This window comes from Paraburkholderia sp. BR14320, assembly GCF_040948665.1.
Lineage (GTDB): Bacteria > Pseudomonadota > Gammaproteobacteria > Burkholderiales > Burkholderiaceae > Paraburkholderia > Paraburkholderia youngii.
The window spans coordinates 438,729-464,157 of the sequence record NZ_JBFPKG010000001.1 but is presented as its reverse complement, the minus strand read 5'-3'; the positions used below and the strand labels follow the sequence as shown (position 1 = coordinate 464,157).

Sequence of the window (25,429 nt, the reverse complement as noted above, 5' to 3'; positions counted from 1 at the left end):
CTAACGCAAGCGCGTCTATACGCGCGTTGATCGCCGAAGGGGCTAACGCTTGTGGTCCATACGCGTGAACGTCAACGTCAACCCAACGTAAAGCGGTCACGCGTCGTCACATAGTCGCTCGCGCCGAAACGGCCCACCGGAAAATAGTGCTGCAAACGCACGCGCCACGTTTCGGTGTCGATCAACCCGTCGCGCGCATGCAGCCGATGTACGCGGCCAATAAAGATCTGCCGGGTGGTGGTCTCCAGCGTCTCCCATATCGTGCACTCGAACGCAACCGGCGCTTCGGCGATGCGCGGCGGCGCAACGCACGAGCTCGGCACCGGCGTCAAGCCGACCTCGACAAGTTCGCTAACGTTGGGCGGCAGCCTTTCCCCGCAGCGATGCATTTCTTCGGCGATCGTCTCGTCGGCGAGATGCACGACGAACTCGCCGGTCCGCACGATGTTGACCGCCGTGTCCTTCAGCGTGCCGTCCGCCGCGCGGTTAATGCTGATCATCACGATCGGCGGTTCTTCGCCGAGCATATTGAACATCGAAAACGGCGCGGCGTTGATCGTACCGTCGGCGCCGAGCGTGGTGACGAGCGCGATCGGACGCGGCACGATCAGGCTCGCCATCAGCTTGTAGCGCTGGTATTCGGTGATCGCTTCGAAATCAATTTCCATGTCGGGCCGCCTGGTTCGTAGTCGCGTGCTCAATGATGCCGAGCAATTGGCCGAGGCTTTTCTCGCCGCGCATTCGCGAGGTTTCAATGCGTTCTTCGAGATCGCGCAGATGCGCTTCCATATGCCCCATTGCGCCCGCCGAGTCGCGCGCCTCGATGCAGTCGACAATCGCAGCATGCTCGGCGTGCTCGCACGGCGCATGCCCCGGCGGCTCGTACACCCCGACGATCAGCGAACAGCGCGATACCAGTTCCTTCAGATAATTCTGCAGGATCGAATTGCCGGCCAGCGCGGCGATGCGCATATGAAAGCCGCTGGCGAGCGTCGCCCACGAAGGCTGGTCGTAGCGGTGCATGGCGTCATGCTCGCTCGCGAGTTGTTGCCGCAGCGCCTTGATGTCCGTCGCACTCGCGCGCTGCACGGCAAGCTCTACCAGCATCCGTTCGACTGAGCGCCGCGCCTCGAATATCTCGCGCGTTTCCTCGGGCGAGGGCTCGGCGATTACCGCGCCCTTGTTCGGCCGCAATACGACGATGCCGTCATAGGCGAGCTTTTCCAGCACACGACGTACGACCGCGCGGCCCACGCCGAACAGTTGGCACAGTTCGGGCTCCGGTAACTTCGTGCCGGGAATCAAACGATGATTCATCACGCCGTCGAAGATCGACTGATAGATGCGTGCGTTGATATCCGTGTCGTCACCGGCGTTTTTCTTCGCGGTGGCCGCGCCGGCTTTCGCGCTCATGCGACGGCCGGGCGCACGATGCCGGCCCGCTCCAGATCGTCCATATGACTCGCGATCTCGCCTGGCGTGGTGATCCACACATCGCCTCGTGCGCGCGCCGTGGCGATATGTTCGAGCGCGCGGCGCAGATGCCGCAACCGGTATGGCTGTCCGACCAGATACGGATGCAGCGCGATGCCCATCACCAGCGCCTGCGCTTGCGCGCCGCGATTCGCCTGTTCGAGCATCTCGTCGAACTGATCGACGATCATGTCGGCGAACGCGCGGCCGTCCATGTGACGGCCCACCATCATCGGCAGATCGTTGAGTTCCTGCGGATACGGAATCGACCACAGCGGCGCGCCACGCGTGGCCATTCGTACGGGGCGGTCGTCGTGACACCAGTTCAACGTGTAGCGATAGCCGGTCTCGGCCAGCAGATCGGGCGTCAGATGCGACTCCGAAATCCACGGCGACAGCCAGCCTTGCGGCGGCGTACCGGATTCTTCCGCGATCCGTTCGTAGCAATGCAAAAGCAGCTCGCGTTCACCGCTTTCGTCGAGGTCGCTCTGCCGGTGCGCGTTCGTGTGGCCGTGGCCGATCAGTTCATCGCCACGCGCGACGCAAGCCTCGATCAGTTCAGGACAGTGGTCGTAGAGCGCGGTATTGATCAGCGTGCCCGCGGGCAGCGCGAGCTGATCGAACAGTTCAATGCAGCGCCACGCGCCGACGCGATTGCCGTACTCGCGCCAGCTATGGTTCAGCACATCCGGTTGCGGCGAGAGCGGACCGAGTGCCGCACCGAGGCCTTCGCCGAACGCAAAGTGCTCGATGTTGAAGCCAAGATAGACCGCGAGTCCGGTGTCGCCAGGCCAGCGGAACGCGTCACTATCGGTGATAGGGCGGTAGGGAAAGCGGCCATGCGTGGCAAGCGATTGACGCGCGCGGTTCTCTGCTACGGGCATGTTCCGTGTGTCGTTCATGAGCAAGAAATCGTGGATGTCGAAAAGCGCCACGACACGTAATGGATGAACCCGATTGGTCAGTTCATGCCCCGAGACGGATCGAAGACGCACCGTGATCGCGCAATCCCATCCTTTCTGATCGCAAACGATCGACGCTGCGGATCGTTTGCAATATGTGAGCCAACTCGTAGACGTTAAGCACAACGGTACGTCGGCAATCGCGAGCGTCACAATTCGATGGATGGCACACGTCTTGCGTTTGCATGGCTTCGCATGGGCGGCGCATTGATTTGACGCGTGCCCCACCCCACTGTTCGCCGTTCACGAGGACACATCCTTCATGATTCAGCCTGCTTCAACGGTGCTCGAAACCAAAGCCGCCGATATCGAACTGGTCCACGTGTCAAAGCAATATGGCGATTCGCTGGCCGTCGACGCGATCGACCTGCGCATCGCCGGCGGCCAGTACTGTTGCCTGCTCGGCCCGTCCGGATGCGGCAAGACCTCGACCTTGCGCATGATCGCCGGTCATGAATCCGTCACTGAAGGTGACATTCTGATCGCGGGCCGCAACGTCACGCGCGCCGAACCCGCCGCGCGCGGCACCGCAATGGTGTTTCAGAACTACGCGCTGTTCCCGCATCTGAGCGCGCTCGACAACGTCGCGTTCAGCCTGAAGGTGCGCGGCGTCGCGAAGGACGTGCGACGCAAGCGCGCCGCCGAACTGCTCGAACTGGTCGCGATGTCCGCGTATGCCGAGCGCAAACCAGCCCAGTTATCCGGCGGCCAGCAGCAACGCGTGGCACTCGCGCGCGCGTTACTGAATCAACCGGGCTGCCTGCTACTCGACGAACCGCTCTCCGCGCTCGACCCGTTTCTGCGTGTGCAGATGCGCGCCGAGCTCAAGCGTTGGCAGAAGGATCTCGACATTACCTTCGTGCATGTCACGCACTCGCAGGAAGAAGCGATGGCGCTGGCCGATCTCGTCGTGGTGATGAGCCATGGCCGTATCGAGCAGAGCGGCACACCGCACGAAGTATTCAACCGTCCGCGTACCGAATTCGTGGCCCGCTTCCTCGGCGGCCATAACGTCTTCAATACGAATGGCCGCCTGTTTACCGTGCGCGCCGACCATCTGCGCGTGGTGCCGCACGGCGTCACGCCAGTGCAGAACGCCGGCGGCGAGAGCGGCCTGACACGCATTGGCGGCGTACCCTGCAGGGTCCGTGAAACCGAATACCAGGGCACGCATCTGCGCATGACGCTCGACCCGCTCGACGGCTCGCCCGAATTGATCTCGCTCGTGAGCGACGGCGACTACGACGCGACACGGCTCGGTCCCGACGCGCGCGTGGTGATCTGGTGGAACGAGCGGGACGCGCATCCGCTGGCAGCCTGAGTGCTTGCATCGCAGCGCATCGCAATGCAGTGAACCGAACGTCGAATAAGCGCGAATTGAACGTCAACTGAGGAGAAAGCAATGAGTGAAACGAACGAGAGCCCGGCAGTGGCCGCAGCCGATGTGAAGGAAAAAGGCCTGTCGCGCCGCACGTTCATCAAGGGCGCGGTGGCGGCGGCCGGCATTGCCGGCTTTCCGTACGTGCATGCGCAGGAAAAGATCACGTTGCGCTACCTCGGCACCGCGGTCAATCAGAGTGCCGACATCGCGAAGAAATTCAAGGAAGACACCGGCATCGAGATTCAATACGTGCCAGTGACCACCAACGACGTCGCCAAGCGCATCATCACGCAACCCAACTCGTTCGATATTGTCGACACCGAATACTTCGCGCTCAAGAAGCTGATTCCGGCCGGCACGCTCGCGGGCATGGACGCCAAACGCATCAAGCTCGCCGACAAGATCACGCCCGTGTTGACGCGAGGTGAAGTCAATGGGAAGAAGATCGGCGACCAGGGCACCGCGCCAAAGAAGGTGATGTTCCTGACCGGCCCGCGCTCGACCGAGTTCTCAGCGACGCCGACCGAATGGATGACGCTGATCCCCACCACCTATAACGCGGACACGCTCGGCATTCGTCCCGACCTGATCAAGCGCCCGATCGACAGTTGGGCAGAACTGCTCAACCCGCAGTTCAAAGGCAAGGCGGCGCTGCTGAACATTCCCGCGATCGGCATCATGGATTCGGCGATGGCGATCGAGGCGATGGGTCACATGAAATACGGCGACAAAGGCAATATGACCAAGGCCGAGATCGACCAGACCATCAAGATCCTGATCGACGCCAAGCATGCTGGCCAATTCCGCGCGTTCTGGAAGGACTTCAACGAAAGCGTGAACCTGATGGCGTCGGGCGAAGTGGTGATCCAGTCGATGTGGTCGCCGGCGGTGACGAAGGTGCGCACGATGGGCATCGCGTGTAAATTTCAGCCGCTCAAGGAAGGCTATCGCTCGTGGGCCTCGGGCTTCGGCTTTCCGCGCTCGCTGCAAGGCAAGAAGCTCGACGCCGCGTACGAATTCGTCAACTGGTTCCAGGACGGCTGGGCCGGCGCCTACCTGATGCGCCAGGGTTACTACCCCGGCGTGATCGAGACCGCGAAGACGCACATGCAGCCGTACGAATGGGACTACTGGATCGAAGGCAAAGCGGCCGCGCAGGACATCAAGGCGCCGGACGGCCAACTGCTCGAAAAGGCCGGCGCCGTGCGGGACGGCGGTTCATACACCCAGCGCATGAGTGCGATTGCGTGCTGGAACGCGGTGATGGACGAGAACATCTACATGGTTCAGAAGTGGAACGAGTTCATCGCGGCCTGATCGACGCCGCGGTTCGATGTGCTTGCCGAGGTGTGACGCGTCGGCAAGCACGGCTCCTTTGAGCAGCGTAGTCATTTCTCGTTCTCGCGCAGCGATGCGCCGCGCAGTCATTCGATAGACACCCGCCCATGGCAACCATCGACCTTCCCTCGCACGCGCAGGACACGCCCGTCAAACATCGCCGCGCACCGGCATGGTTGCAGGCGACGCCGCTGTCGCTGACCTTCCTGCTGTTTTTCGTCGTGCCGCTGGTCATCACGCTGATCGTCAGTTTCTGGGACTTCAACGAATACCAGATCATTCCCGCGTTCACGCTGAAGAACTACACGGCGATCTTCAACGGCTGTTCGTCGATGACGGACGTTTGCGTGACCTTCAAGACGTACTGGTCGACGCTCAAGTTCTGCGCGATCGTGTGGGCAATGACCTTGCTGCTGGGCTTTTCGATCGCCTACTTCCTCGCGTTTCACGTACGCACGACGAGCATGCAGACGGCGCTGTTCCTCGTCTGCACGATTCCGTTCTGGACCTCCAACGTGATCCGGATGATTTCGTGGATGCCGCTGCTCGGCCGCAATGGCCTCGTCAATCAGGTGCTACTCGGCGCGCATCTTATCAACCAGCCGCTCGAATGGCTGCTGTACTCTAACTTCTCGGTGGTGCTCGCGTTCGTCCATCTCTACACGTTCTTCATGATCGTGCCGATCTTCAACGCGATGATGCGCATCGAGCGGTCGCTGCTCGAAGCCGCGCGCGATGCCGGTGCGAGCAGCTGGCAGGTGGTACGCGACGTGGTCCTGCCGTTGTCGAAGACGGGCATCGTAATCGGCTCGATCTTCGTGATCACGATCGTGATGGGCGATTTTCTGACCGTCGGCGTGATGGGCGGGCAACAGATTGCATCGGTGGGCAAGGTCATTCAGGTGCAGACCGGCTACCTGCAATTTCCCGCAGCGGCAGCCAATGCGATCATTCTGCTCGCCGTCGTACTGATGATCGTGTGGGGTTTGACGCGGGTCGTCGATATCCGCAAGGAGCTGTGAAAATGCAGGCCATTCGCGTCAAGCATCGGGAACGCCGTCCAGCCAGTTTCTACTGGCTTGCGCTGCTGTTCGGCCTGTTCGTGCTGTTCTTGTATGGGCCGGTGATTACTATATTCATTCTGTCCTTTCAGGGCCCCGAGGGCGGCCTGACGTTTCCGATGCGCGGTGTCTCGCTGCATTGGTTCGCCGCGTTGCGCGACGGCGTCGGCGATGTTGATATTTGGGGCGCGTTCGGACGATCCGTGCGGCTCGCGCTGGCGGTCACGGTGCTGACGGTGCTGTTTTCAGTGGCGGCGGGCCTCGCCTTTCGTCGAAAGTTTCGCGGCGACACGGCGGTGTTCTACGTGTCGGTCGCGAGTCTGATCATGCCGTCCATTATTGTGTCGCTTGGGATCGGTTTGACGTTCCGGCTGCTCGATAATGGGGTGAAGTACCTCGCGTCGGCATGGGGGTATCAATCGTTTTCCGATAGCTATACGACGTCGATGGGCCTGTTCACTTCCGCGCTCGGAGCGCATTTGACGTGGACGCTGCCGTTCGGTTTGTTGGTGATGTTCGCGGTGTTCAACCGCTTCAATCCGGCCTATGAAGAGGCGTCGCGCGATCTGGGCGCGACGCCGTGGCAGAGTTTCCTGCATGTCGTGCTGCCGATCATCGGACCGTCGGTGGTCAGCGTCGCGATGTTCGGCTTCACGCTGTCATGGGACGAGATCGCTCGCACCTCGCAGGCGATCGGCGATCAGAACACGCTGCCGCTCGAGCTTCAGGGGCTCACCACGTCGGTGACGACGCCGGTCATATATGCGCTCGGCACGATGACGACGGTGTTGTCGTTGACCGTGATGGGCGGGTGTCTGCTTGCGGTGAGGGTGTTGGCGCGTCGGCGCGCAGTGGCAGGGTTGAAATGACTCTTGGCGTGGCCGCGTGGCGAGCGCCAAGCGCCATTGCACGCTCACTGCCAAGAATCAGCGAAATGCTTCGTTGCTAGCGCCCCGCGTCCTCCCGTCTAGTGGATGCCATGCTATACGCGATGCCGACTTCGTTCAAAGTGATGCACCCGCGCTGCGACACGTATTTACCTGTCCCAACGGCTCCTTTGGGCAACGGTTCTCTCTCCGGTCCGAAAAGCATGGCAGCGCATATACATAGCTGCATTGCTTTCTTGTCCCGAGCAACACCGTCGACAAGAATGAGCATTCCACGACCACGCCGCGCTACACGTCGCCCCGACCAATGGCTAACCAGAGCTCTCGGAACCTTCTGCAAATCCTCTCACTGCTGAAGTGCACATTACTCGCCGCAGCTTTGGCACTCACGGCATCGGCCGCCCACGCGGACAAGCCAACGGTGATCCGCATCGGCGTCGCGCAGCAAGGTGCCGGCGACCCCCCAACCTTCGGCGGCTCGCCCGCCGCCACCGTGCAGCAGCTTCAACTGCTCGAAAAGGAGTTCGCCGCCGACGGCATCAAGGTCGAATGGCTCTTCTTCAAGGGCGCGGGCCCCGCTGTCAACGAGGCCATTGCCGACAAGTCGCTCGACTTCGCGTTTCAGGGCGATCTGCCGTCCGTGCTCGGCCGCGCGAATGGATTGAAGACGCGCATCCTGCTCGAATCGGGTGTGCGGGTCGGCGTCAAGATCGCGGTGCCGCCCGACTCGCCCGTGCAGACAATCAAGGATCTGAAGGGTCGGCGCGTGTCGATCTTTCGGGGCACCAACCTGCAGATCGTCGCGGACAACCTGCTCGCCGCAAACCAGCTTGACGAGCGCGATCTGCGCGTGATCAATCTCGATTCGGCCAGCGCGCTCGCGGCGCTGTCCTCCAAGGGCATCGACGCGTCGGTCAGCGACTATCACCTCTACAAACTGCGCGACCAAGGTCTCGCCAGGATCGTCTTCGAATCGCAGACGGCCGGTCCACAGTTCACCCGGCAATCGCACCTGCTAGTGATCGACGATTTCGATCGCGCCCATCCCGACATCGTGCAACGGGTCGTCAACGTGTTTGTCAAAGGCGCGCAATGGTCGTCCGATGAAGCGAACCGCGACGCGCTGTTCAAGCTATGGGCGAAGAGCGGCGTCAGCTACGCGTCGTGGCAGTCGGAGCTCGCGAACCAGCCGCTGAAGTCGCGCAACTCGCCGCTGATCGATCCGTTCATCGTCGCGCGCTACAAGGCCGTGGCGGGCGATGCGCTGAGGCTCAAGCTGATCCGGCAGCCCGTCGACGTCGACGGTTGGTTCGAGCCGCGCTATCTCGACAACGCGTTGCACAGCCAGTCGCTCGACCACTACTGGACGCGTTACGACGCGCAAGGCAAACCCCTCGGCTGACCGGAGTCGACAATGAGCAAGGTGCTTGGCGAATGGTCCCACGCCGCGGCGCACGCAACCGCGCGCCCCGCGGCCAAAGCGAACGACAGCAACCCGAAGGCACGCGCAAACCTGCAGCGACGCGCACGCGCCGTAGGCTGGCATCTCGCACCGTGGCTACTGCCCGCCGCGCTGTTCGCGCTGTGGACCGTTGGCTGCGAACGCGGCTGGATCGCGCCGCAAATTCTGCCGCCGCCGCAGACGGTCTTCGACACGTTGTACGAACTCGCGCGCAGCGGCGACCTCGCGCACCACACGGTCGTGAGCCTGCAGCGCGTGCTGCTGGGCTTCGGCGCGGGCACGCTGGCCGGTTTCCTGATCGGTGCGGCGCTCGGTATGTCGCGAACGCTCGAATCGTATGCGTTGCCGGGCTTCAATGCGCTCGTGCAGATTCCGGTGCTCGGCTGGCTGCCATTACTGCTGCTGCTCGTGGGCGTCGGTGAGCCGCTCAAGTACATCCTGATCGCGCACGCCGCGCTCGTGCCCGTCACGCTGAGTGCCATGCAGGGCTTTCGCCAGACGCCCGCCGCGCTGGATGAAGTCGCGCGCGGATTCGGCTATGGCCGCTGGCAGCGCATCGCATACGTCGTGCTACCCGCCGCCGTACCGACGCTCGCCACCGGCGTGCGGCTCGCGTTCACGAAAGCATGGCTAGCGCTGGTCGTCGTCGAACTGGTAGCGTCGTCAGAAGGGCTCGGCTATCTGATCGTCAATGGACGACAGCTCTTTCAACTCGATCTGGTCATGGCGTCCGTCGTGATCGTCGGCGCGATCGGATTTGCGATCAACCGTCTGCTTGATGCGCTCGAAGCGCGGCTGCGGCGCGGCCAACCTTCGGCGTTTCGCGAGTAAGCGCTGTAGTTCGGGGACTTGTCATGTCACTCACTTCTGCTTCCGACGCGCTGCGCCGCTTCCTTGAGCCGCGGCGAAGTGCTCCACCGCCATGCGGGTGCGAAGCGCCGGCGAGGCAAACTCGCGTGTCAGCGCTTCGGAAGCGCCTGGGCACATTCAACTGGCGCGGACTGGTGCTGCCGCTCGCGGTGTTCGCATTCTGGTGGCTCGTGTCGGCGTTGCATATCGTCAAGAGCGGCCTGCTCGTGAGCCCCGCCGATGTCGCGCACACCGCGTGGCAGCAAGTCGAAAGCGGCGCATTGCTGCGCGCGCTGTCGGCTTCGCTGGCGCGCGAGGCGAGCGGATTCGTCATCGGCACGGCGGGCGGCCTGCTGCTCGGCTCGGCGCTCGGGCTCTCGCGCCTTGCGACGCGGCTGATCGGGCCGACGTTCGATACGTTCAAGCAGATCTCGCTGTTCGCGTGGATCCCCCTGATCTCCGTCTGGTTCGGCCTCGGCGACATGGCGAAGGTCGTGTTCCTGTCGCTCGCGGCATTGCTGCCGGTCGCCGCCCATACCTGCGACGCCATCCATGCGGTGCCGCGCCGCTATATCGAGGTCGCGCGCGCGTTGCGCTACTCGCGCATCCAGCTGATCCGCTACGTGATTCTGCCCGCCGCGTTACCGTCGATTTTCACCGGTCTCTATCTGGGGCTCATCTATTCGTGGCTCGCGACGCTCGGCGCCGAGTATCTGCTCGTTGCAGGCAGCGGCATCGGCAATATGCTGATCGACGGCAGCGAGCAGTTCCGGATGGACCTCGTGCTATTCGGCATCATCGTCGTGGGACTGACGGGTTGGGCGCTCAACGCACTGGCGCGCGGCGTCGAGCGACGAGTAATCGCGCGCCGCAGCGGTGCGCCGCGCGAACGCGCCGTAGCTTGAAGCGGCTCAACAACAGGAAGCGAACTCATGACCACCACGATTTCCGAAGGCATACGCATGCGCGGGGTCAGCAAGCGCTATGCGCGCCAACCCGATGCGGACGACGACCTGCTCGTGCTCGATGACATCTCACTCGACATCGCGGCCGGCGAATTCATTAGCGTGCTCGGCGCCAGCGGCTGCGGCAAGTCGACGCTGCTGCGGCTAGTCGCCGGACTCGACACCGACTATCGCGGCGAGATCAGCGTGGACGGCGAGCGGGTGCACGATACGTCTCTCGAACGCGGCATCGTGTTTCAGGATCACCGGCTGTTTCCGTGGCTCACAGCCTCGCAGAATATTCTCGCCGCGCTGCGCAACGCGCCGCTTTCGCCGCAGCAGAAGCGCGACGCTGTGTCTGAGCACGTCGCACTCGTCGGCCTGCAAGGCTTCGAGCATGCGTATCCGCATCAGCTTTCCGGCGGCATGGCGCAGCGCGTGGCGATTGCGCGCGGGCTCGTAAATCGCCCGCGCGTGCTGTTGCTCGACGAACCGTTCGGGGCGCTCGACGCCCTCACGCGCACACGTTTGCAAAACGAGTTGCAGCGGATCTGGAACAGCGAGCGCATCACGATGATCCTCGTCACGCATGACGTCGACGAAGCGATCCATCTTGGCGATCGCGTGGTGACGATGGCGCCGCGCCCCGGCCGTATCAATCGTATTACGCAGGTTGGCTTGCCGCGGCCGCGTGATCGCAACGACCCGCGTTTCGTGCAGTTGCGCGAACGGATCCTCGCGGATTTCTCGGAGCGCGCCGAAAACGCACGCTGACATCTGCGCCGATCAACACGATCTTTCCTCAACGTCGGTCACAAGGAGCGAGCAGTGAGCGCAGCATCACAACATAAACGACAGATGAGCCTCGGTGCATTCCTGATGGAGACGGGCCATCATATCGCCGCGTGGCGTCACCCCGACACGCATGCGGCGGGGGGCCTCGACTTCGCCCACTACGCGCAGCTCGCGCGCATCGCCGAGCAGGCCAAATTCGACGCGATCTTTTTCGCGGACAGCGTCAGCGTGCGCGATACGCATCTGCCCTCGCTGTCGCGCACCGCGCGCGCCGATCACTTCGAGCCGTTGACGCTGCTGGCCGCGCTGTCGGTCGTGACGGAGCGCATCGGGCTGATCGCGACCGTGTCGACCAGCTTTAACGAGCCGTACAACGTCGCGCGCAAATTCGCGTCGCTCGATCATCTGAGCGGTGGCCGATCGGGCTGGAACCTCGTCACCTCCAGCACGGAAACGGAAGCGCACAATTTCAGCCGTGACAAACACCTCGATCACGCGGTGCGCTACGAGCGCGCGAAAGAGTTCTACGACGTGGTCGCGGGTTTGTGGGACAGTTGGGAAGACGACGCGTTCGTGCGCGACAAGGCGAGCGGCATCTATTTCGATGCCGACAAACTGCATGTGCTTGACCATCGCGGCAAGCATTTCAGCGTGCGCGGACCGCTGAACGTCGCGCGTTCGCCGCAGGGTTGGCCAGTCGTCGTGCAGGCGGGCGCGTCGGAAGCCGGGCGCGAGCTGGCTGCGCAAACGGCCGAGGTGATTTTCGTCGCGCATCAGACGCTCGACGAAGCGCAGCAGTTCTACCGCGACGTCAAAGGACGGCTCGCGCGTTACGGACGCGCGCCCGAACACCTGAAGATCATGCCGGGCATCTTCCCGGTGATCGGCAAGACGCAGCAGGAAGCGCGCGACAAGTTCGACGCGTTGCAGGAGCTCATCGATCCGGCGGTCGGTCTCGCGTTGCTATCGAACGTGTCCGGCGGCATCGACCTGTCGCAATATCCCGTCGACGGACCTGTGCCGGAGCTACCCGAAACCAATGGCGGCAAGAGCCGGCAAAGGCTGCTGCTCGACCTCGCACGGCGCGACAACCTGACGATCCGCGATCTGTATCTACGCATCGCGGGCGCGCGCGGACACCAGCAGGTGATCGGCACGCCGCAGAGCATCGCCGACCAGTTGCAGCAATGGTTCGAAGAGGAAGGCGCGGACGGCTTCAACATCATGTCGCCGTGGCTGCCGGGCGGACTCAGCGAATTCGCCGATACGGTCGTGCCGGAATTGCAGCGCCGTGGACTTTTTCGCACCGAGTACACGGGCAGCACGCTGCGCGAGCATCTGGGGCTGGCGCGTCCGGTCAATCGCTATACGCAGACAGCGCGGGAACGCAGGGAACTCGCGGTGGCCGCTTCCTGACCAGGGCACGCCGGCGAGCCGCCGAATGCGCATTGAGACGCGCATCGTCCGGCAGGATGCCGTTGCGGCTCAAGATGCATGCGCTGAGCGAACACGCTTCGCTCGGTTGTTCATGTGCACTGCACGCGCGGACAGCGGCGTGGCGCCAGTCGCCGTCCTGACTCCGGCGGGCGTACACGCGTAAGCATCGCCCCTCTCTCCCCCTCAATGGCACAAACATGACCACCTCGAACTCCCGTACCGCCGAGTATCCGATCGACAGGCAATTTCTCGAACGCTGGTCGCCGCGCGCGTTCACGAACGACACCATTCCAGAATCGACGTTGCTAACCTTTCTCGAAGCGGCCCGCTGGGCGCCCTCCTCGTATAACTCGCAGCCGTGGCGGTTCGTCTATGCGCGCCGCGACACGGAGCACTGGACGCGCTTTCTGGGCTTCCTGAACGAGTTCAACCGCGGCTGGGCACAACATGCCGCCGCGATCCTGATCGTGCTGTCGAAGCGCACGTTCGCGCCACCGGGGGCCGCAACGGAAGTTCCGCTCGCGTCGCATTCGTTCGATACAGGCGCCGCGTGGGGTTATTTCGCGCTGCAGGCAAGCCTCTCGGGGTGGAAGGCACACGGCCTTGCCGGCATTGAACGCGAGCATATCCGCGCGGAACTCGCGATCCCCGAGGACTATACGATCGAGGCGGCCGTCGCCATCGGCCGCGCTGGTGACAAGGCTTCGTTGCCTGAAGCCCTGCAAAAGCGCGAGACGCCGAGCCCGCGCAATCCGCTACCGACATTCGTCGCGGAAGGCCGTTTCGCGCTCTGAGCGCGCCGCTTGCGGGGCGCGTCGCCGTCACCGGGTTTCACGGCGCGCGCTTCAACGAACTCGACCGCCCCACGAGCGACCTGCGGCTCAGTTCAGCGCAATGGCTGCGGCCGCTCCCATCGGCGAACCTTCGAGCGACACCGACGGCCTTCCGTCTGGCCCGACCGGCACGTCACCAACGAGCGTCGTGCGATACAACTGACGGTCGAAGTCGAGATCGAAGATGTCGGTCGGCGCGAGATGTGCAGTCGTGCGGTTGTCCCAGAACGCCACGCTGCCGGCTTCCCATTTGAAGCGCACGGTGAATTCCGGTCGCGTGACGTGCTCCCACAGCAGTTCGAGCAGCACCTGGCTTTCGCGCGGCGTGACGCCGGCGATCTGCTTAAGAAAGCCGGGGCTCACGTATAGCGCGCGCTCGCCGGTCTCGGGATGCACGCGCACAATCGGATGCTCGCTGACGAGGGTATGCTGCTCGACCGCCGACGCAAACGCGTCAGTGCCTTTCACGCCTTGCGGCGGCGCAAAGCGATGCACGCCGCGCAGACCGTCGACGAACTTGCGCAGCGGTTCGGACAGCTTTTCATAGGCTATGACGAGGTTCGTCCATTGCGTGTCGCCACCGTACGGCGGAATCGTGACACCGCGCAAAATCGACGCAAACGGAGGATTGACGGCGGCCGTCACGTCGGTGTGCCAGCCTGTCCATGGCCGCAGCAGTGGTTGCCCTTCGAAGCGCGTCGCCTTGCGAAACTTCGAGATCGAGTAGACCTGTGGGTGCCCTTCGACGTGGCCGAATACCGGGTGCCCGACCGTCAGTTCGCCGAATTGCGCGGAAAACGCAACGTGCTGCTCATGGCTTAGAAACTGCTCGCGAAAGAACAGGACGCGCCACTTCAGCAATGCGGCGCGGATCGCCCGAACCTGTTTCTGATCAAGCGGTCGGGTCAGATCGACTCCGCTGACTTCGGCGCCGATATGCGCCGACAGCGGGCTGATCTGGAATTCGGCTTCCTCCGTAATGCGGGCTGCGCTCATCATTTCTCTCCTTGGTCGCGGCGCTTGTCGCTCGACGTGCGTCGGGGTATTGGTGACGTGGCGCCGTGCAACGCGCAGAACGCCACGCGCATGGAACGCTAGCTACGCCGCGCTGACGTGCCGCAATTCACCGACGATCGACTGCGGGTTTTTCAGCAGGTTGTAGATCGGGCAAACCGCCTCCACCGCTTCATGCAGCGCGCGAATCGCTTCGGGTGGCTCCGGCGACACGATATCGAGCGTATAGCGCAGGTTGTGCGGAAAGATCGGCACATGCTCGAAACCCGGTTGCTGTGCGAGCGGATGCTGTTCACCGGTCACTTCCACATCGATTGAATCGATCCGCAACTGCCGCTCGGCAGCCTGAATCAGCGTGATATGCGTGAGGCAACTTCCCAGCACACCGAGCTGTAATTCAGGCGATGCTGGTCCGAGGTTGTAGCCGGCGAAATCAGCGGGGCTGTCGCTGATGACCTGAAAGTCACGAATGCGGATTTCGCGTACGCCACTGCGTCCCAAGGCACGCACATTGGCTTTCAGCTGGTTAGCCTTGATATCCGGGTTGTTGCGCGCCGCTTCGCGTTTCGCGAGCCACGCAATGCGTTTGTGCTGAAGGTACTCGTTTAGCGTCGTCATGAATGAATGGTCCGATCGATCGTTGAAACTGCGAGTAGGATTCGCCGAAAAGCATAGCCAGCTACCGTGGATACACCAACGAAGCGATTCTGCTTTGCTTACATCCATGTATCGGTTTCGCTGTCTCCCGATCAAGGCGCATATAAGAATAGAAATTATTGTTTGTTGTCCAATGGATTCATTTACCGGTACATTTTTTTGCTCAGCGCTGCCTTAGAGAGGTTCTGCTCTAAAGCGAACGTTGTATGTCAAAGCATCGTATATGTCTGTAAAAACCGATTTTTCTGTCGCCACAGGCACTGAGCCGTCGTCGTGACCTCGGAAGAAGCCGACACCGCGTCACGTGTTTAAAAGCGATCCCGCGTTAAGCCTTAGCCCCGTTCCCGAATGCACTGCCCAGGAGTCGTCGATGACCGCCCACGCTTCAGACGTCGTGTTCCAGGAGAGCGCCCGAGCTACCGCACGCGCCTATTCACCGGCGCACGTTCTCAAATCCGACGATGAAGCGCTGCACACCGCGCGAACGCTCGCCCAGCGCTTCGCGCTCGACGCGGCGCGTCGCGATAGCGAACGCGTCCTGCCTTTCGCCGAGCTCGATGCCTGCTCCGGTGCGGGACTGTGGGCCATGACGGTGCCGCGCGAATACGGTGGAGCACAAGTTTCATACGCGACGGTTGCGCGCGTATTCGCGATCCTCGCGCAAGCCGACCCGTCGATCGCGCAGATCCAGCAGAACCATAACAGCGCGGTGTTCTGGATCTGGAAAACCGGCAACGCGCGACAGCGGTCGTTCTTTCTCGGCGAGATTCTGGGCGGTGCTCGCTTTGGCAATGCGAATGTCGACGTCGGCGGACGGCAACCAGGCGGCTCCGCGATGACCATCACACCGGATCAAGACGGCTTCCGGCTGTCCGGCACCAAACTCTATTCGACCGGCGCGCTTTTCGCCGACTATGTGTCGACCATCGGTCAGGACCAGGAAGGACGCCGCACGGTGGCGGTGGTGCCGGCCGGTCACCCAGGCATGAAGATCATCGACGACTGGCAAAGCTTCGGGCAGAAAACCACGGCAAGCGGAACTGTGATTTTCGACGATGTTTGGGTGCCCGCGCTCAACGTGCTACCGATTCACCAAAGCTACGCGCACTGGCCGCAAAACGCGGTCACACAGATCAGCCATGTCGGCATCGACGCGGGCATTGCGCGCGCCGCAATCGATGCGACGATCGCCTTTATTCGCGAACGCGACGCGGCTTCGTCGTCGAGCGCCATCTCGCCCCTCAGCGCCGATCCCTATGTGATCCATCAGCTTGGCGAATTGACGACGCGTCTGCACGCGGCCGAAGCGATGATGGAACGCGCCGGTCGCGAGATCGATCGCTGTCTCGCCGATATTGGGCCAGACTCGATTGCGGCCGCGTCCATCGCCGTAGCGCAAGCCAAGGCATTGACTACCGAAATCGCAATCGAAGCGAGCAGCAAGCTGTTCGAATTGGCCGGAACCCGCTCGACGCATCCGTCGCTCAATCTCGACCGGCACTGGCGCAACGCGCGAGTTCACACCGTGCATGATCCGGTGCGCTGGAAATACGCCGCTGTTGGCAACTTCTATCTTAACGGCGTGCGTCCTTCACCCACCGGTCAGACCTGAAACCCACGTGCGCGCTCGCGACGCGAGCATTCGGCAACTCCGGCAACGTGGGCTGCATCGTCCAGCAGGCGCCAGGCGGACATAACGACTAGATCTCCGCACAACCGTCGGGGCCGAACCGCGAGGGCATTCTGGTCCTCCGCGAGGATATCGACGGTTCCAAAGAAGCAGCTGCCTGGGCAAAGGCGCATTCCGAGGAAGTCGCCGCGGCGCTTTCCACATCCTCTGGAACGAGCAGCGCTGACTGACGTCCACAGAGCAGTGCAATGCGTCAAATGAAAAGAAGAATTCATTGTTTTGCGTTGCAAACCTTGCGTGATCTACTGTGTTATCGGGATCCCTCATGCCTTGCTTTCAGGTGTGATTCGCGCGCCAGGCGCCAACCACTATGCAAGATAGCCGAGCGCTTGAAAGAACAAGCGCCTTTTACGTCAAACGGCACGGACAATAACTGTGACCCAATCCATTTTCGCCGCTCAACCGCAAGCGCCGGCGCAGTCATTGGACAGCAAGCGCGACGCTACGCCCTTCGTACCGGTGCGCTCGCCTGTCGAATTCAACGATAGTCCGGTTGCCCGGGCGCTCGAGCAGCCGTTGCTGCTCGGCCTATTCCTGCCGATTCAGGCAGGCGGCTGGAGCGCCTCGACGTTGCCTCGCACCACCGACTGGAACTTCGACTACAACCTGGCGCTCGTGCAAAAAGCTGAGAGCCTCGGCTTCGATCTGGTGTTCGCGCTGTCCCAGTGGCTGCCGAAGGGCGGCTATGGTGGCGTGTTCAACGGTCAGGCCCTCGACTCGTTCATGTCGCTCGCGGCGATGACCGCGCGCACCGAACGCATCATTCTTGTTGCTACCAGCCATGTGCTTTATGGCCCGTGGCATCCGTTGCACTTCGCGAAGTTCTCCGCGACGCTCGATCACATTTCGAAGGGGCGTTGGGGCATCAATGTCGTGACCGGCCATCGCGCGGTCGAGCACGAAATGTTCGGCTGGCAGCGCATCGAACATGACCGACGCTATGACCTGGCGGGCGAGTTTCTCGACGCGGTGCAACAGCTCTGGTCACAACCGGAGAACTTCAGCTTCGTTCCCGAGCTGTCGAGCTGGAAGCTCGACAAGGCGTTCGTCACGCCAAAGCCGCAATACGGGCGCCCGCTGCTCGTGAATGCGACGGGATCGGATGCAGGGATCGACTTCGCCGCGCGTTACTCGGACGTCGTGTTCATCACCAGCCCCGCCGGCTCTGAAATCGAAGCGGCGCTGACGGCGTTGCCGGCCCACACGGCGCGCGTGAAGGCGACGGCCGCGAAGTACGGACGCAAAGTCCGCACTCTGATCAATCCGATGGTGATTTGCCGCGACACCGAAGCCGAAGCACTCGCTTATCGCGACGCGATCGTCGCGCATGGCGACGAAGGGAGCTTCCATCGCTTCGATAGTGACGCCCACGCATGGCGAGGCAACGCCGAGCAGCGAAACCAGGCGGCCGCGAGAGCAGTCGGCGGCAACATCTCGATCGTCGGCTCGCCGCAGCAGATTGCCGAATACATCGTGCGCCTGCATCGCGCGGGTATCGACGGCGTGCAGCTGAGCTTCTTCGACTTCCAGCCGGACCTCGACTTCTTTGGCGCGCGCGTGCTCCCGCTGCTACGTGAAGCGGGCCTGCGCCTCTGACTGCCCCGCCATCTCCGAATGCAAAGGTGATTGAATGAGCCGACTCTGGTACACCCGCTGCCCTGCCCCGACTCCGTTCGGCATAACCATACAGAAAGGCTGGCTCGAACAGGAATTCGCCGCCGACGGCATCGACGTCAAAGCGCTCCAGGACGCCGACGACGCCACCGTGCGGCGCTCGCACTTCACGCACACGCAGCCATGGTCGTTTCGGCAGGGTGGCAATATTCCCGCGCTATGGGCGCGCTCACAAGGCAGCGATACGCGACTGATCGGTGTGAGCTGGGTGGATGAATTCCAGGCGCTGATCACGCTCGACCGGCAACTCGATGCCAGCGCGCAAGCGCTTGCAGGACGCCGCTTCGGCTTTCCGCTCAATACACGCGCAAGCGTGGTCGACTTCCATCGCGCGACTGCCCTGCGTGGCTTCACGTCATTGCTCGGCGCGCTTGGCGTGCAACTCGAAGACGTCGATCTGGTCGACCTCCCGCATACGCCGCGCGGCCTCGAAGACGCCAAGCCCGCTGCCGATGCCCCGCTCGCCGACTGGCTGGACGCGCAGCGCTCTCACGAATTCGCCCGCGAAGCCGAAGCACTGCTGCGCGGCGAGGCCGACGTCGTGTTCGTCAAAGGCGCGACCGGGCTCGATATCGCAAACCTGCTGAACGCGAAGATCCTGATCGATATCAGCGCCCAGCCGAATCGGCTGCTGCACGCGAACAATGGTACGCCGCGGCCGTTGACCGTCGACGCGCAACTGCTGCGCGAGCGCCCCGATCTGGTCGAGCGGGTGCTGGCCCGCACGCTGGACGCGGGTGACTGGGCGCAACGCCATGCCGGCGACATTGCGCGCTACGTGGCGCGCGAAACGCGCAGCGCGGAGCACTGGGTCGAGCGAGCCTATCCGGGCGGGCTACATCGGCAATTGAGCATCGGACTCGATCCGCAAGCGTTGGCGGCGCTCGCCGACTTCAAGCATTTCCTGTTCAAGTGGGGATTCATTCCAACGGACTTCGATTTCGACGCGTGGGTCGATCCCGCGCCTCTGCGTGGCGCACTCGCGCGCCGTGACGCGACTGCTCACGCCACGGTCTGAGCCGGTTCCCGCTTTCTTCCCTTCTCTCTTCCCGCACAACCATACGATGGCATACGTCACATCGCAGGCGGCGCCGCGCCGGCGCGGCGCGCGCCTTGTCAATGGCGCGCTCGGATTCGCGGCCGCGCTCGTCGTCGCGCTCTCTGTTTCTCACGCTCACGCCCAAACGCGCGGCGGCACACTCAATTTCGTCGTCACGCCGGAGCCCACCGCTCTCGTCGATCTCGCGACGACCGCGACCAATGTGCTGAAGGTCAGTCCAAAAGTCGTCGAAGGTCTGCTCGAATACGACTTCAGGTTGCAGCCGAAAGCTTCGCTCGCGACGTCGTGGGAAGTCAGCGACGACAGCCGCAAATACGTTTTTCATTTGCGTCACGACGTGAAATGGCATGACGGTCAGCCCTTCACGTCCGCCGATGTCGCGTATTCGATCCAGACGCTCAGGCAAGTCCACCCGCGCGCCAAAACCACCTTCGCGAATGTCACCGCTGTGACGACGCCGGACCCTTATACAGTCGTCGTCACGCTGTCGAAGTCCGCGCCGTATCTGATCAAGGCGTTCTCGTCGTCGGAAACGCCGATCGTGCCTAAACACATTTACGAAGGCACCGACCCGCTGACCAACCCAGCCAATAACGCGCCGATCGGCACGGGCCCCTTCCGCTTCGTCAAGTGGGTGCGCGGCAGCTACGTCGAATATGCACGCAACGACGACTACTGGGACAAGGGCAAGCCCCTGCTCGACAAGATCGTCGTCAAGGTCATCACCGATCCTGCCGCGCGCACTGTCGCGTTCGAAGACGGCTCCGTCGACCTGAGCGGCGACACGCCCGTGCCGCTCTCAGATATCGAGCGGCTGAAAAGCAATCCGAAGCTCGCGCTCGACCAGCGCGGCTATGAGTTCCAGGCTGGTGTGACGCGCATCGAGTTCAATCTCGACAACCCGGTACTGAAGAAACTCGAAGTGCGTCAGGCGATTGCGTCGGCGCTCGATCGTGACGTGATCCGCAAGGTAATCTTCTACGGCTATGCGACGCCGCTCGCCAGTCCGATCATTCCGACGAGCCCCTACTACGACCCGGCACCTGCGCCGTATCCGTTCAACGTGGAGCGCGCCAACGCGCTGCTCGACGAAGCCGGCTATCCGCGCAAGGCGGACGGTACGCGTTTCGCGCTGACCGTCGACCCGCTGCCGATCGGCGATCTGCCCACGCGCACCGCCGCTTATGTGAAATCCGCACTGGCGCGGGTCGGCATTGCGGTCACCGTGCGCAGCCAGGATTTGCCCGCGTATCTGAAACGTATCTATACCGATCGCGACTTCGACTTTTCGATCAACGGCATGAGCAACCTGTTCGATCCGGTGGTCGGCGTAGCGCGGCTCTATACGAGCAACAACTTCCGGCGCGGCGTGCCGTTCACGAACGGATCGCACTATAGCAACCCGCAGATCGACCTGCTGTTCACGCAGGTCGCCGAAGAAACCGATGAAGGCAGACGCAAGCAGCTCTTCTCGCAGATTCAGCGCATTCTCGAACACGATCTTCCGGACATCAACCTGGTGTCGCCGCAATACCTGACCGTGTACTCGCGCGCGGTCCATAACCATACGACGGGCCCGGACGGCGTGTCGGCGAGTTTCGCCGACGTCTGGCTGCAACGCTAAAACGCTTTCGCCTCAAACTCTCTCACGGAATTCGACTCTCATGGAATACAGACAACTCGGTCGCAGCGGTATCAAGGTCTCGGCACTGACTCTGGGCACGATGATGTTCGGCGGCCCCACGGACGAGGCCACCGCTGCACGTATCATCGAACAGGCGCTGGAACAGGGTGTCAATTCGATCGACACCGCCGACGTCTACGTCAAAGGCGAGTCGGAACGCGTGGTCGGCCGCGCGATTTCCGCGCAGCGCGAGCGCTGGGTGCTGGCGACCAAATTCGCCAATCCGCTCGATGAGCGCGACGTCAATGCGCGAGGTGCGTCGCGCAAACATATCGCGCGCGCCGTCGATGCGAGCCTGCAGCGGCTCGGCACCGACTACATCGACCTGCTGTACATCCATCGCGAAGATCATCAGACGCCGGTCGAAGAAACCGTGCGCGCGCTCAACGAGCTGATCCGCGCTGGCAAGCTGCGCTACTACGGGCTGTCCAATCATCGCGCGTGGAAGATCGCCGAGTTCAGCCATACCGCCCAGGCGCTCGGACTCGACGCGCCTATCGCAAGCCAGCCGCTCTACAACATCGCGAACCGCCAGGCCGAAGCCGAGCAATTGACGGCGGCGCATCGTTACGGGCTCGGCGTCATTTCGTATAGCCCGCTCGCGCGCGGCGTGCTGACGGGCAAATACGAACCGGGCGCCACGCCCGGCGCCGACACTCGCGCGGGGCGTAGCGACCGGCGCTTGCAGCAGACCGAGTGGCGTCCCGAATCGCTCGAACTGGCGCGGCGCGTGCGTGAGCATGCGCAGGCCCGCGGTCTTTCTGCCGGTCAATTCGCGCTCGCGTGGGTGCTCAATAGCCGCTACATCAGTTCGACGATCGCCGGGCCTCGCACCGAGGCGCAGTGGCAGGACTATCTGCCCGCGCTCGCCTACCGCCTGAACGCTGAAGACGAAGCCTTCGTCGATTCGCTCGTGACGAGCGGACATCCGTCCACGCCGGGTTTCAACGATCCGGGGCATCCATTTTTTGGTCGCCTCGCGCGTCACGGCGAGGTTGAAGCCGTCCAGACGCCGCTTCAACAGGGATAGCCATGCGCTTAGATCGCCGGCATTTCATCCAGAGCTCACTGGCGCTTCTGTCCGCCGGCGCGCTGGACTCCTCGGTGCGCCTCGCACATGCGGCCAGCGCCGCTGCTTCGTCGAGCGCGCTTGCCGGAGCCAACGCCGCGCCCGTACAGGGCGGCACGCTGACCTACGCAGTGCAACAGGAACCGCCGTCGTTGGTGTCGCTGCTCGACACCAACACGGTGATCCGCAACATCAGCGCCAAAATCACCGAGGGACTCTTGCGCTATGACGCGCAGTTCAGGCCGCAGCCGTTGCTTGCCATCGCGTGGAGCACGAGTGCCGACGGTCTGCACTATACGTTCAGGCTGCGGCCCGGCGTGAAGTGGCACGACGGCGAGAACTTCACATCGGCCGACGTGCGTTACTCGATCCTCACGCAAAAACGTCTCGGTCCGCGCGGGCGCATCACGCTCGCGAACGTCGAACGCGTCGACACGCCCGATCCGTTGACGGCCGTGATCGTACTCGGCAAACCAACGCCGTATCTGATCAAGGCTTTGTCGTCGGCGGAGTTGCCGATCGTGCCGCAGCATCGCTATGGCGACGGCGATCCGCTCACGAGCCCCAATCTGAGCGCGCCGATCGGCACCGGTCCATTCGTGTTCGATGAGTGGGTGCGCGGCAGTCACATCAGCCTGCGCAGAAATGCGAACTACTGGCGCGCGGGGGCGCCGCATCTCGACCGTGTGGTCTATCGGATCGTGCCCGACCAGGCATCCATCTCGGCCGCGCTCGAAACGGGCGAAGTCGACGCCGCGGCCAATGTCGGTCTGGCCGATCTCGGGCGGCTCGCGAAAGTGCCGTATCTGAAAATCGACGACAGCTACGACGCGTACCTGAACAACGCGGCCTTCCTCGAATTCAACCTGGAAAATCCGGTGCTTGCGCAGCTTCCGGTTCGCAAGGCAATCGCGCATGCAATCGATCGGAACTTCATCAAGGACAACGTGTTCTACCGGCGCGCGAGCGTGGTCGACTCGCCGGTGCCAGCCGTCTTGGCAGCCTACTACGACGACAGCACGTTCCACTATCCGTTCGACATCGACGCCGCGAACCGTCAGCTCGACGCTGCGGGTTACCCAAAGCAGGCGGACGGTCAACGCTTCGCGCTGAAGATCAACTACATCAGCGGCGCGGATTTTCGGCACGCGGCGGAGTATCTGCGCGCCGCGTTGGCGCGCATCGGCATCAAGGCGACGATTCTCGACGGCGACCTGCCAACCTATTTGCGCCGCGCGTACACGGCACGCGAATTCGATTTGAACCTGAATGGTCTCGGCCGGTTGTATGACCCGACCGTCGGCGTGCAGCGCATCTACTGGTCGGACGGCGTCCGGCATCCGCTGATCTGGATCAACGCGTCGCATTATCAGAACCCGCAAGTGGACGAGTTGTTTCGCGCGGCCGCGACCGAAACCGACGAGACAAGGCGCGCGGCCGCGTTCAGGGAAGTCCAGCAGATCGTCGGCCGCGACCTGCCGGTGTTGCCGCTCGTTACGGTGCCCTCGGCATTGCAGGTGTATCACGCGCGCGTGCACAACCTGAACAACAGTATTGACCTGACCGCCGGCGATTTCTCCGACACCTGGATCGAACCGAAAACCTGACAAACCGACGAGGGCCTCGAACAATGAGCACACCAGAACTGGACGACCCGAAATCCGCGCTACTGAATGCGCTGACCTTTGCGAGCGCGAAGCAACAAGCCGACGCGCTGGCCGAGGGCCGCGTTTCTGCGGTCGACCTGCTGGAACACAGCCTCGCTCGCATCGCGCGCTTCGATGACGTATTGAACGCCGTGGTCGCGCGTGACTTCGACGCAGCGCGCAACGCCGCCCGCGAAGCCGACGCGGCGCTTACGCGTGGCGAGCGACGGCCGCTGCTCGGCGTGCCGATCACAGTGAAGGAATCGTTCGATGTTGCCGGGCTAGTTACTAGTGTCGGCAACCCGTCCTATGCGGATAATCGCGCCGAACGCGATTCGCTCGCCGTCGCCGCGTTGCGTGAAGCGGGCGCGGTGATCATTGGCAAGACCAACGTGCCGCTCGGTCTCGCGGATCTGCAAAGCTATAACGAAGTCTACGGGCTGACGCGCAATCCGTGGGATCTGGAAAGGACGCCCGGGGGATCGTCGGGCGGCTCGGCGGCGGCGCTCGCGGCCGGCTATGTCGCCCTCGAACTGGGCTCGGATATCGGCGGCTCGATTCGCATTCCCGCGCACTTCACCGGCGTTTTTGGCCATAAGCCGAGCTACGGCCTCGTGTCGCTCGCCGGCAGCGGTGTGCCGAGAGGACGTGCGTCCGCACGCGATCTCAGCGTGGCGGGCCCGCTCGCGCGCAGCGCGGCTGATCTCGAACTCGCACTGGATCTGCTGCTCAACCGCGATCCGCTGACGTCCAAGGCATGGCGCGCCACGTTGCCACCTGCGCGCCACGCACGGCTCGCCGAGTTCCGGGTGCTCGTGCTCGACACATGGCCAGGCACGCAACGCAGCCTGTCCGAGCGCCTCGTGATCGAGCGCGTGGTCGAGCGGTTGCGCACGCAGGGCGTGTATGTAAGCCGCCCCGCCGATCTGCCGCAGGGGCTCCTACCCGATCTGGTGCGTGCGCATGCGCTGTACCGGACGCTGCTCGGCTCGTCGCTCGCCGAACCGCCTGTGCCGAGCGAAGCGGCTCGACAACGCCTCGCGGCGCTCGCCCCCGCTAACGAGAGCGCCGACGCCGCGTGGCTGAGGGCGCCATACCTCGCGCACCGCGACTGGCTCAAAGCCGACGAGCAACGCCATGCATTGCGTCACCAGTGGGAGCGGCTTTTCAAAGCATTCGACGTGATCGTCACGCCGGTCGCTCCGGTCGCCGCGTTCCGTCACAACCATCAGGAGCCGAAAGACGAGCGCACCTATCCGGTCGCCTTCGACGACGGCGTGCGGGACGTGCGCTTCCTCGATTTCTTTCATTGGGCGGGTCTGCCCGTGCTGCCGGGGTTGCCGGCCACCAGCTTTCCGCTCGGTCTCGATGACGACGGCTTGCCCGTCAGTGCGCAAGCCGTTGGCCCGTGGCTCGAAGACCGTACGCCGATCGCGTTCGCGCATTTGCTTGAACAAGCGTATGGCGGTTTTGTCGTGCCGCCCGGATATGGGGCGTAGGCCGTCGCCATCGC

The 25,429-nt window shown here is 63.0% G+C and carries 22 protein-coding genes; 17 read left to right on the top strand and 5 right to left on the bottom strand.

Annotated elements, in window-relative coordinates; translation table 11 throughout:
• Positions 1-77 precede the first annotated feature (77 nt).
• The 3 genes from AB3X89_RS02145 to AB3X89_RS02135 are packed head-to-tail and all read right to left on the bottom strand — an operon-like array spanning position 78 to position 2,375.
• Positions 78-668 (bottom strand): flavin reductase family protein, encoded by a 591-nt coding sequence (locus AB3X89_RS02145; RefSeq protein WP_368581582.1) that lies wholly within the window; start codon positions 666-668, stop codon positions 78-80.
• Entirely contained in the window at positions 658-1,413 is a 756-nt protein-coding gene (locus tag AB3X89_RS02140; RefSeq protein ID WP_152853466.1) for a GntR family transcriptional regulator, read from the bottom strand. Before AB3X89_RS02140 ends, AB3X89_RS02145 begins: the two co-directional genes overlap by 11 nt.
• Complete coding sequence (locus tag AB3X89_RS02135) at positions 1,410-2,375, bottom strand: polysaccharide deacetylase family protein (RefSeq protein ID WP_368581581.1); 966 nt, start codon at positions 2,373-2,375, stop codon at positions 1,410-1,412. Before AB3X89_RS02135 ends, AB3X89_RS02140 begins: the two co-directional genes overlap by 4 nt.
• A 322-nt stretch (positions 2,376-2,697) precedes the next feature.
• Here AB3X89_RS02135 and AB3X89_RS02130 point away from each other — a divergent pair, with 322 nt between their 5' ends.
• The 10 genes from AB3X89_RS02130 to AB3X89_RS02085 all read left to right on the top strand — a co-directional run bounded on the left by AB3X89_RS02130 (position 2,698) and on the right by AB3X89_RS02085 (position 13,383).
• The gene (locus tag AB3X89_RS02130) at positions 2,698-3,756 is read left to right on the top strand and encodes an ABC transporter ATP-binding protein (RefSeq protein ID WP_368581580.1); all 1,059 of its coding nucleotides are present in this window, start codon (positions 2,698-2,700) and stop codon (positions 3,754-3,756) included.
• 81 nt (positions 3,757-3,837) lie between these two features.
• Complete coding sequence (locus tag AB3X89_RS02125; RefSeq protein WP_368581579.1) at positions 3,838-5,133, top strand: PotD/PotF family extracellular solute-binding protein; 1,296 nt, start codon at positions 3,838-3,840, stop codon at positions 5,131-5,133.
• A gap of 128 nt (positions 5,134-5,261) precedes the next feature.
• A complete protein-coding gene (locus tag AB3X89_RS02120; protein ID WP_368581578.1) occupies positions 5,262-6,176 on the top strand; it encodes an ABC transporter permease in 915 nt (304 codons plus the stop codon).
• Between the two features lie 2 nt (positions 6,177-6,178).
• Positions 6,179-7,084, top strand: coding sequence for an ABC transporter permease (locus tag AB3X89_RS02115; protein ID WP_368581577.1), 906 nt, complete (start codon positions 6,179-6,181; stop codon positions 7,082-7,084).
• Between the two features lie 352 nt (positions 7,085-7,436).
• Positions 7,437-8,504, top strand: a complete 1,068-nt coding sequence (locus tag AB3X89_RS02110) for an ABC transporter substrate-binding protein (RefSeq protein ID WP_368581697.1) — start codon at positions 7,437-7,439, stop codon at positions 8,502-8,504.
• 12 nt (positions 8,505-8,516) lie between these two features.
• Positions 8,517-9,395, top strand: coding sequence for an ABC transporter permease (locus AB3X89_RS02105; RefSeq protein WP_368581576.1), 879 nt, complete (start codon positions 8,517-8,519; stop codon positions 9,393-9,395).
• Positions 9,396-9,418: 23 nt separating this feature from the next.
• Complete coding sequence (locus AB3X89_RS02100; RefSeq protein ID WP_368581575.1) at positions 9,419-10,318, top strand: ABC transporter permease; 900 nt, start codon at positions 9,419-9,421, stop codon at positions 10,316-10,318.
• 27 nt (positions 10,319-10,345) lie between these two features.
• The gene (locus tag AB3X89_RS02095) at positions 10,346-11,131 is read left to right on the top strand and encodes an ABC transporter ATP-binding protein (RefSeq protein WP_368581574.1); all 786 of its coding nucleotides are present in this window, start codon (positions 10,346-10,348) and stop codon (positions 11,129-11,131) included.
• Between the two features lie 84 nt (positions 11,132-11,215).
• On the top strand, positions 11,216-12,568 hold the full coding sequence (locus AB3X89_RS02090; protein ID WP_368581696.1) for an LLM class flavin-dependent oxidoreductase: 1,353 nt from the start codon (positions 11,216-11,218) through the stop codon (positions 12,566-12,568).
• 218 nt (positions 12,569-12,786) lie between these two features.
• Positions 12,787-13,383 (top strand): nitroreductase family protein, encoded by a 597-nt coding sequence (locus AB3X89_RS02085; protein ID WP_368581573.1) that lies wholly within the window; start codon positions 12,787-12,789, stop codon positions 13,381-13,383.
• 87 nt (positions 13,384-13,470) lie between these two features.
• Here the strand turns inward: AB3X89_RS02085 and AB3X89_RS02080 are convergent, their stop codons facing one another.
• Complete coding sequence (locus AB3X89_RS02080; protein ID WP_368581572.1) at positions 13,471-14,418, bottom strand: TauD/TfdA dioxygenase family protein; 948 nt, start codon at positions 14,416-14,418, stop codon at positions 13,471-13,473.
• A gap of 102 nt (positions 14,419-14,520) precedes the next feature.
• On the bottom strand, positions 14,521-15,054 hold the full coding sequence (locus AB3X89_RS02075) for an OsmC family protein (RefSeq protein WP_368581571.1): 534 nt from the start codon (positions 15,052-15,054) through the stop codon (positions 14,521-14,523).
• Positions 15,055-15,463: 409 nt separating this feature from the next.
• Between AB3X89_RS02075 and AB3X89_RS02070 the strand changes: the two genes are divergently transcribed.
• The 7 genes from AB3X89_RS02070 to AB3X89_RS02040 all read left to right on the top strand — a co-directional run bounded on the left by AB3X89_RS02070 (position 15,464) and on the right by AB3X89_RS02040 (position 25,415).
• Positions 15,464-16,705: an SfnB family sulfur acquisition oxidoreductase gene (locus tag AB3X89_RS02070; RefSeq protein WP_368581570.1), complete on the top strand. Its 1,242-nt coding sequence runs from the start codon at positions 15,464-15,466 to the stop codon at positions 16,703-16,705.
• A gap of 501 nt (positions 16,706-17,206) precedes the next feature.
• A complete protein-coding gene (locus AB3X89_RS02065; RefSeq protein WP_368581695.1) occupies positions 17,207-18,379 on the top strand; it encodes an LLM class flavin-dependent oxidoreductase in 1,173 nt (390 codons plus the stop codon).
• A gap of 34 nt (positions 18,380-18,413) precedes the next feature.
• Complete coding sequence (locus AB3X89_RS02060; protein WP_368581569.1) at positions 18,414-19,475, top strand: ABC transporter substrate-binding protein; 1,062 nt, start codon at positions 18,414-18,416, stop codon at positions 19,473-19,475.
• Between the two features lie 46 nt (positions 19,476-19,521).
• Positions 19,522-21,141: an ABC transporter substrate-binding protein gene (locus tag AB3X89_RS02055; RefSeq protein ID WP_368581568.1), complete on the top strand. Its 1,620-nt coding sequence runs from the start codon at positions 19,522-19,524 to the stop codon at positions 21,139-21,141.
• Positions 21,142-21,181: 40 nt separating this feature from the next.
• Positions 21,182-22,231: an aldo/keto reductase gene (locus tag AB3X89_RS02050; protein ID WP_368581567.1), complete on the top strand. Its 1,050-nt coding sequence runs from the start codon at positions 21,182-21,184 to the stop codon at positions 22,229-22,231.
• A gap of 2 nt (positions 22,232-22,233) precedes the next feature.
• Positions 22,234-23,877: an ABC transporter substrate-binding protein gene (locus tag AB3X89_RS02045; RefSeq protein WP_368581566.1), complete on the top strand. Its 1,644-nt coding sequence runs from the start codon at positions 22,234-22,236 to the stop codon at positions 23,875-23,877.
• A gap of 23 nt (positions 23,878-23,900) precedes the next feature.
• Positions 23,901-25,415: an amidase gene (locus AB3X89_RS02040; protein WP_368581565.1), complete on the top strand. Its 1,515-nt coding sequence runs from the start codon at positions 23,901-23,903 to the stop codon at positions 25,413-25,415.
• The last annotated feature ends 14 nt before the right edge of the window (positions 25,416-25,429 follow it).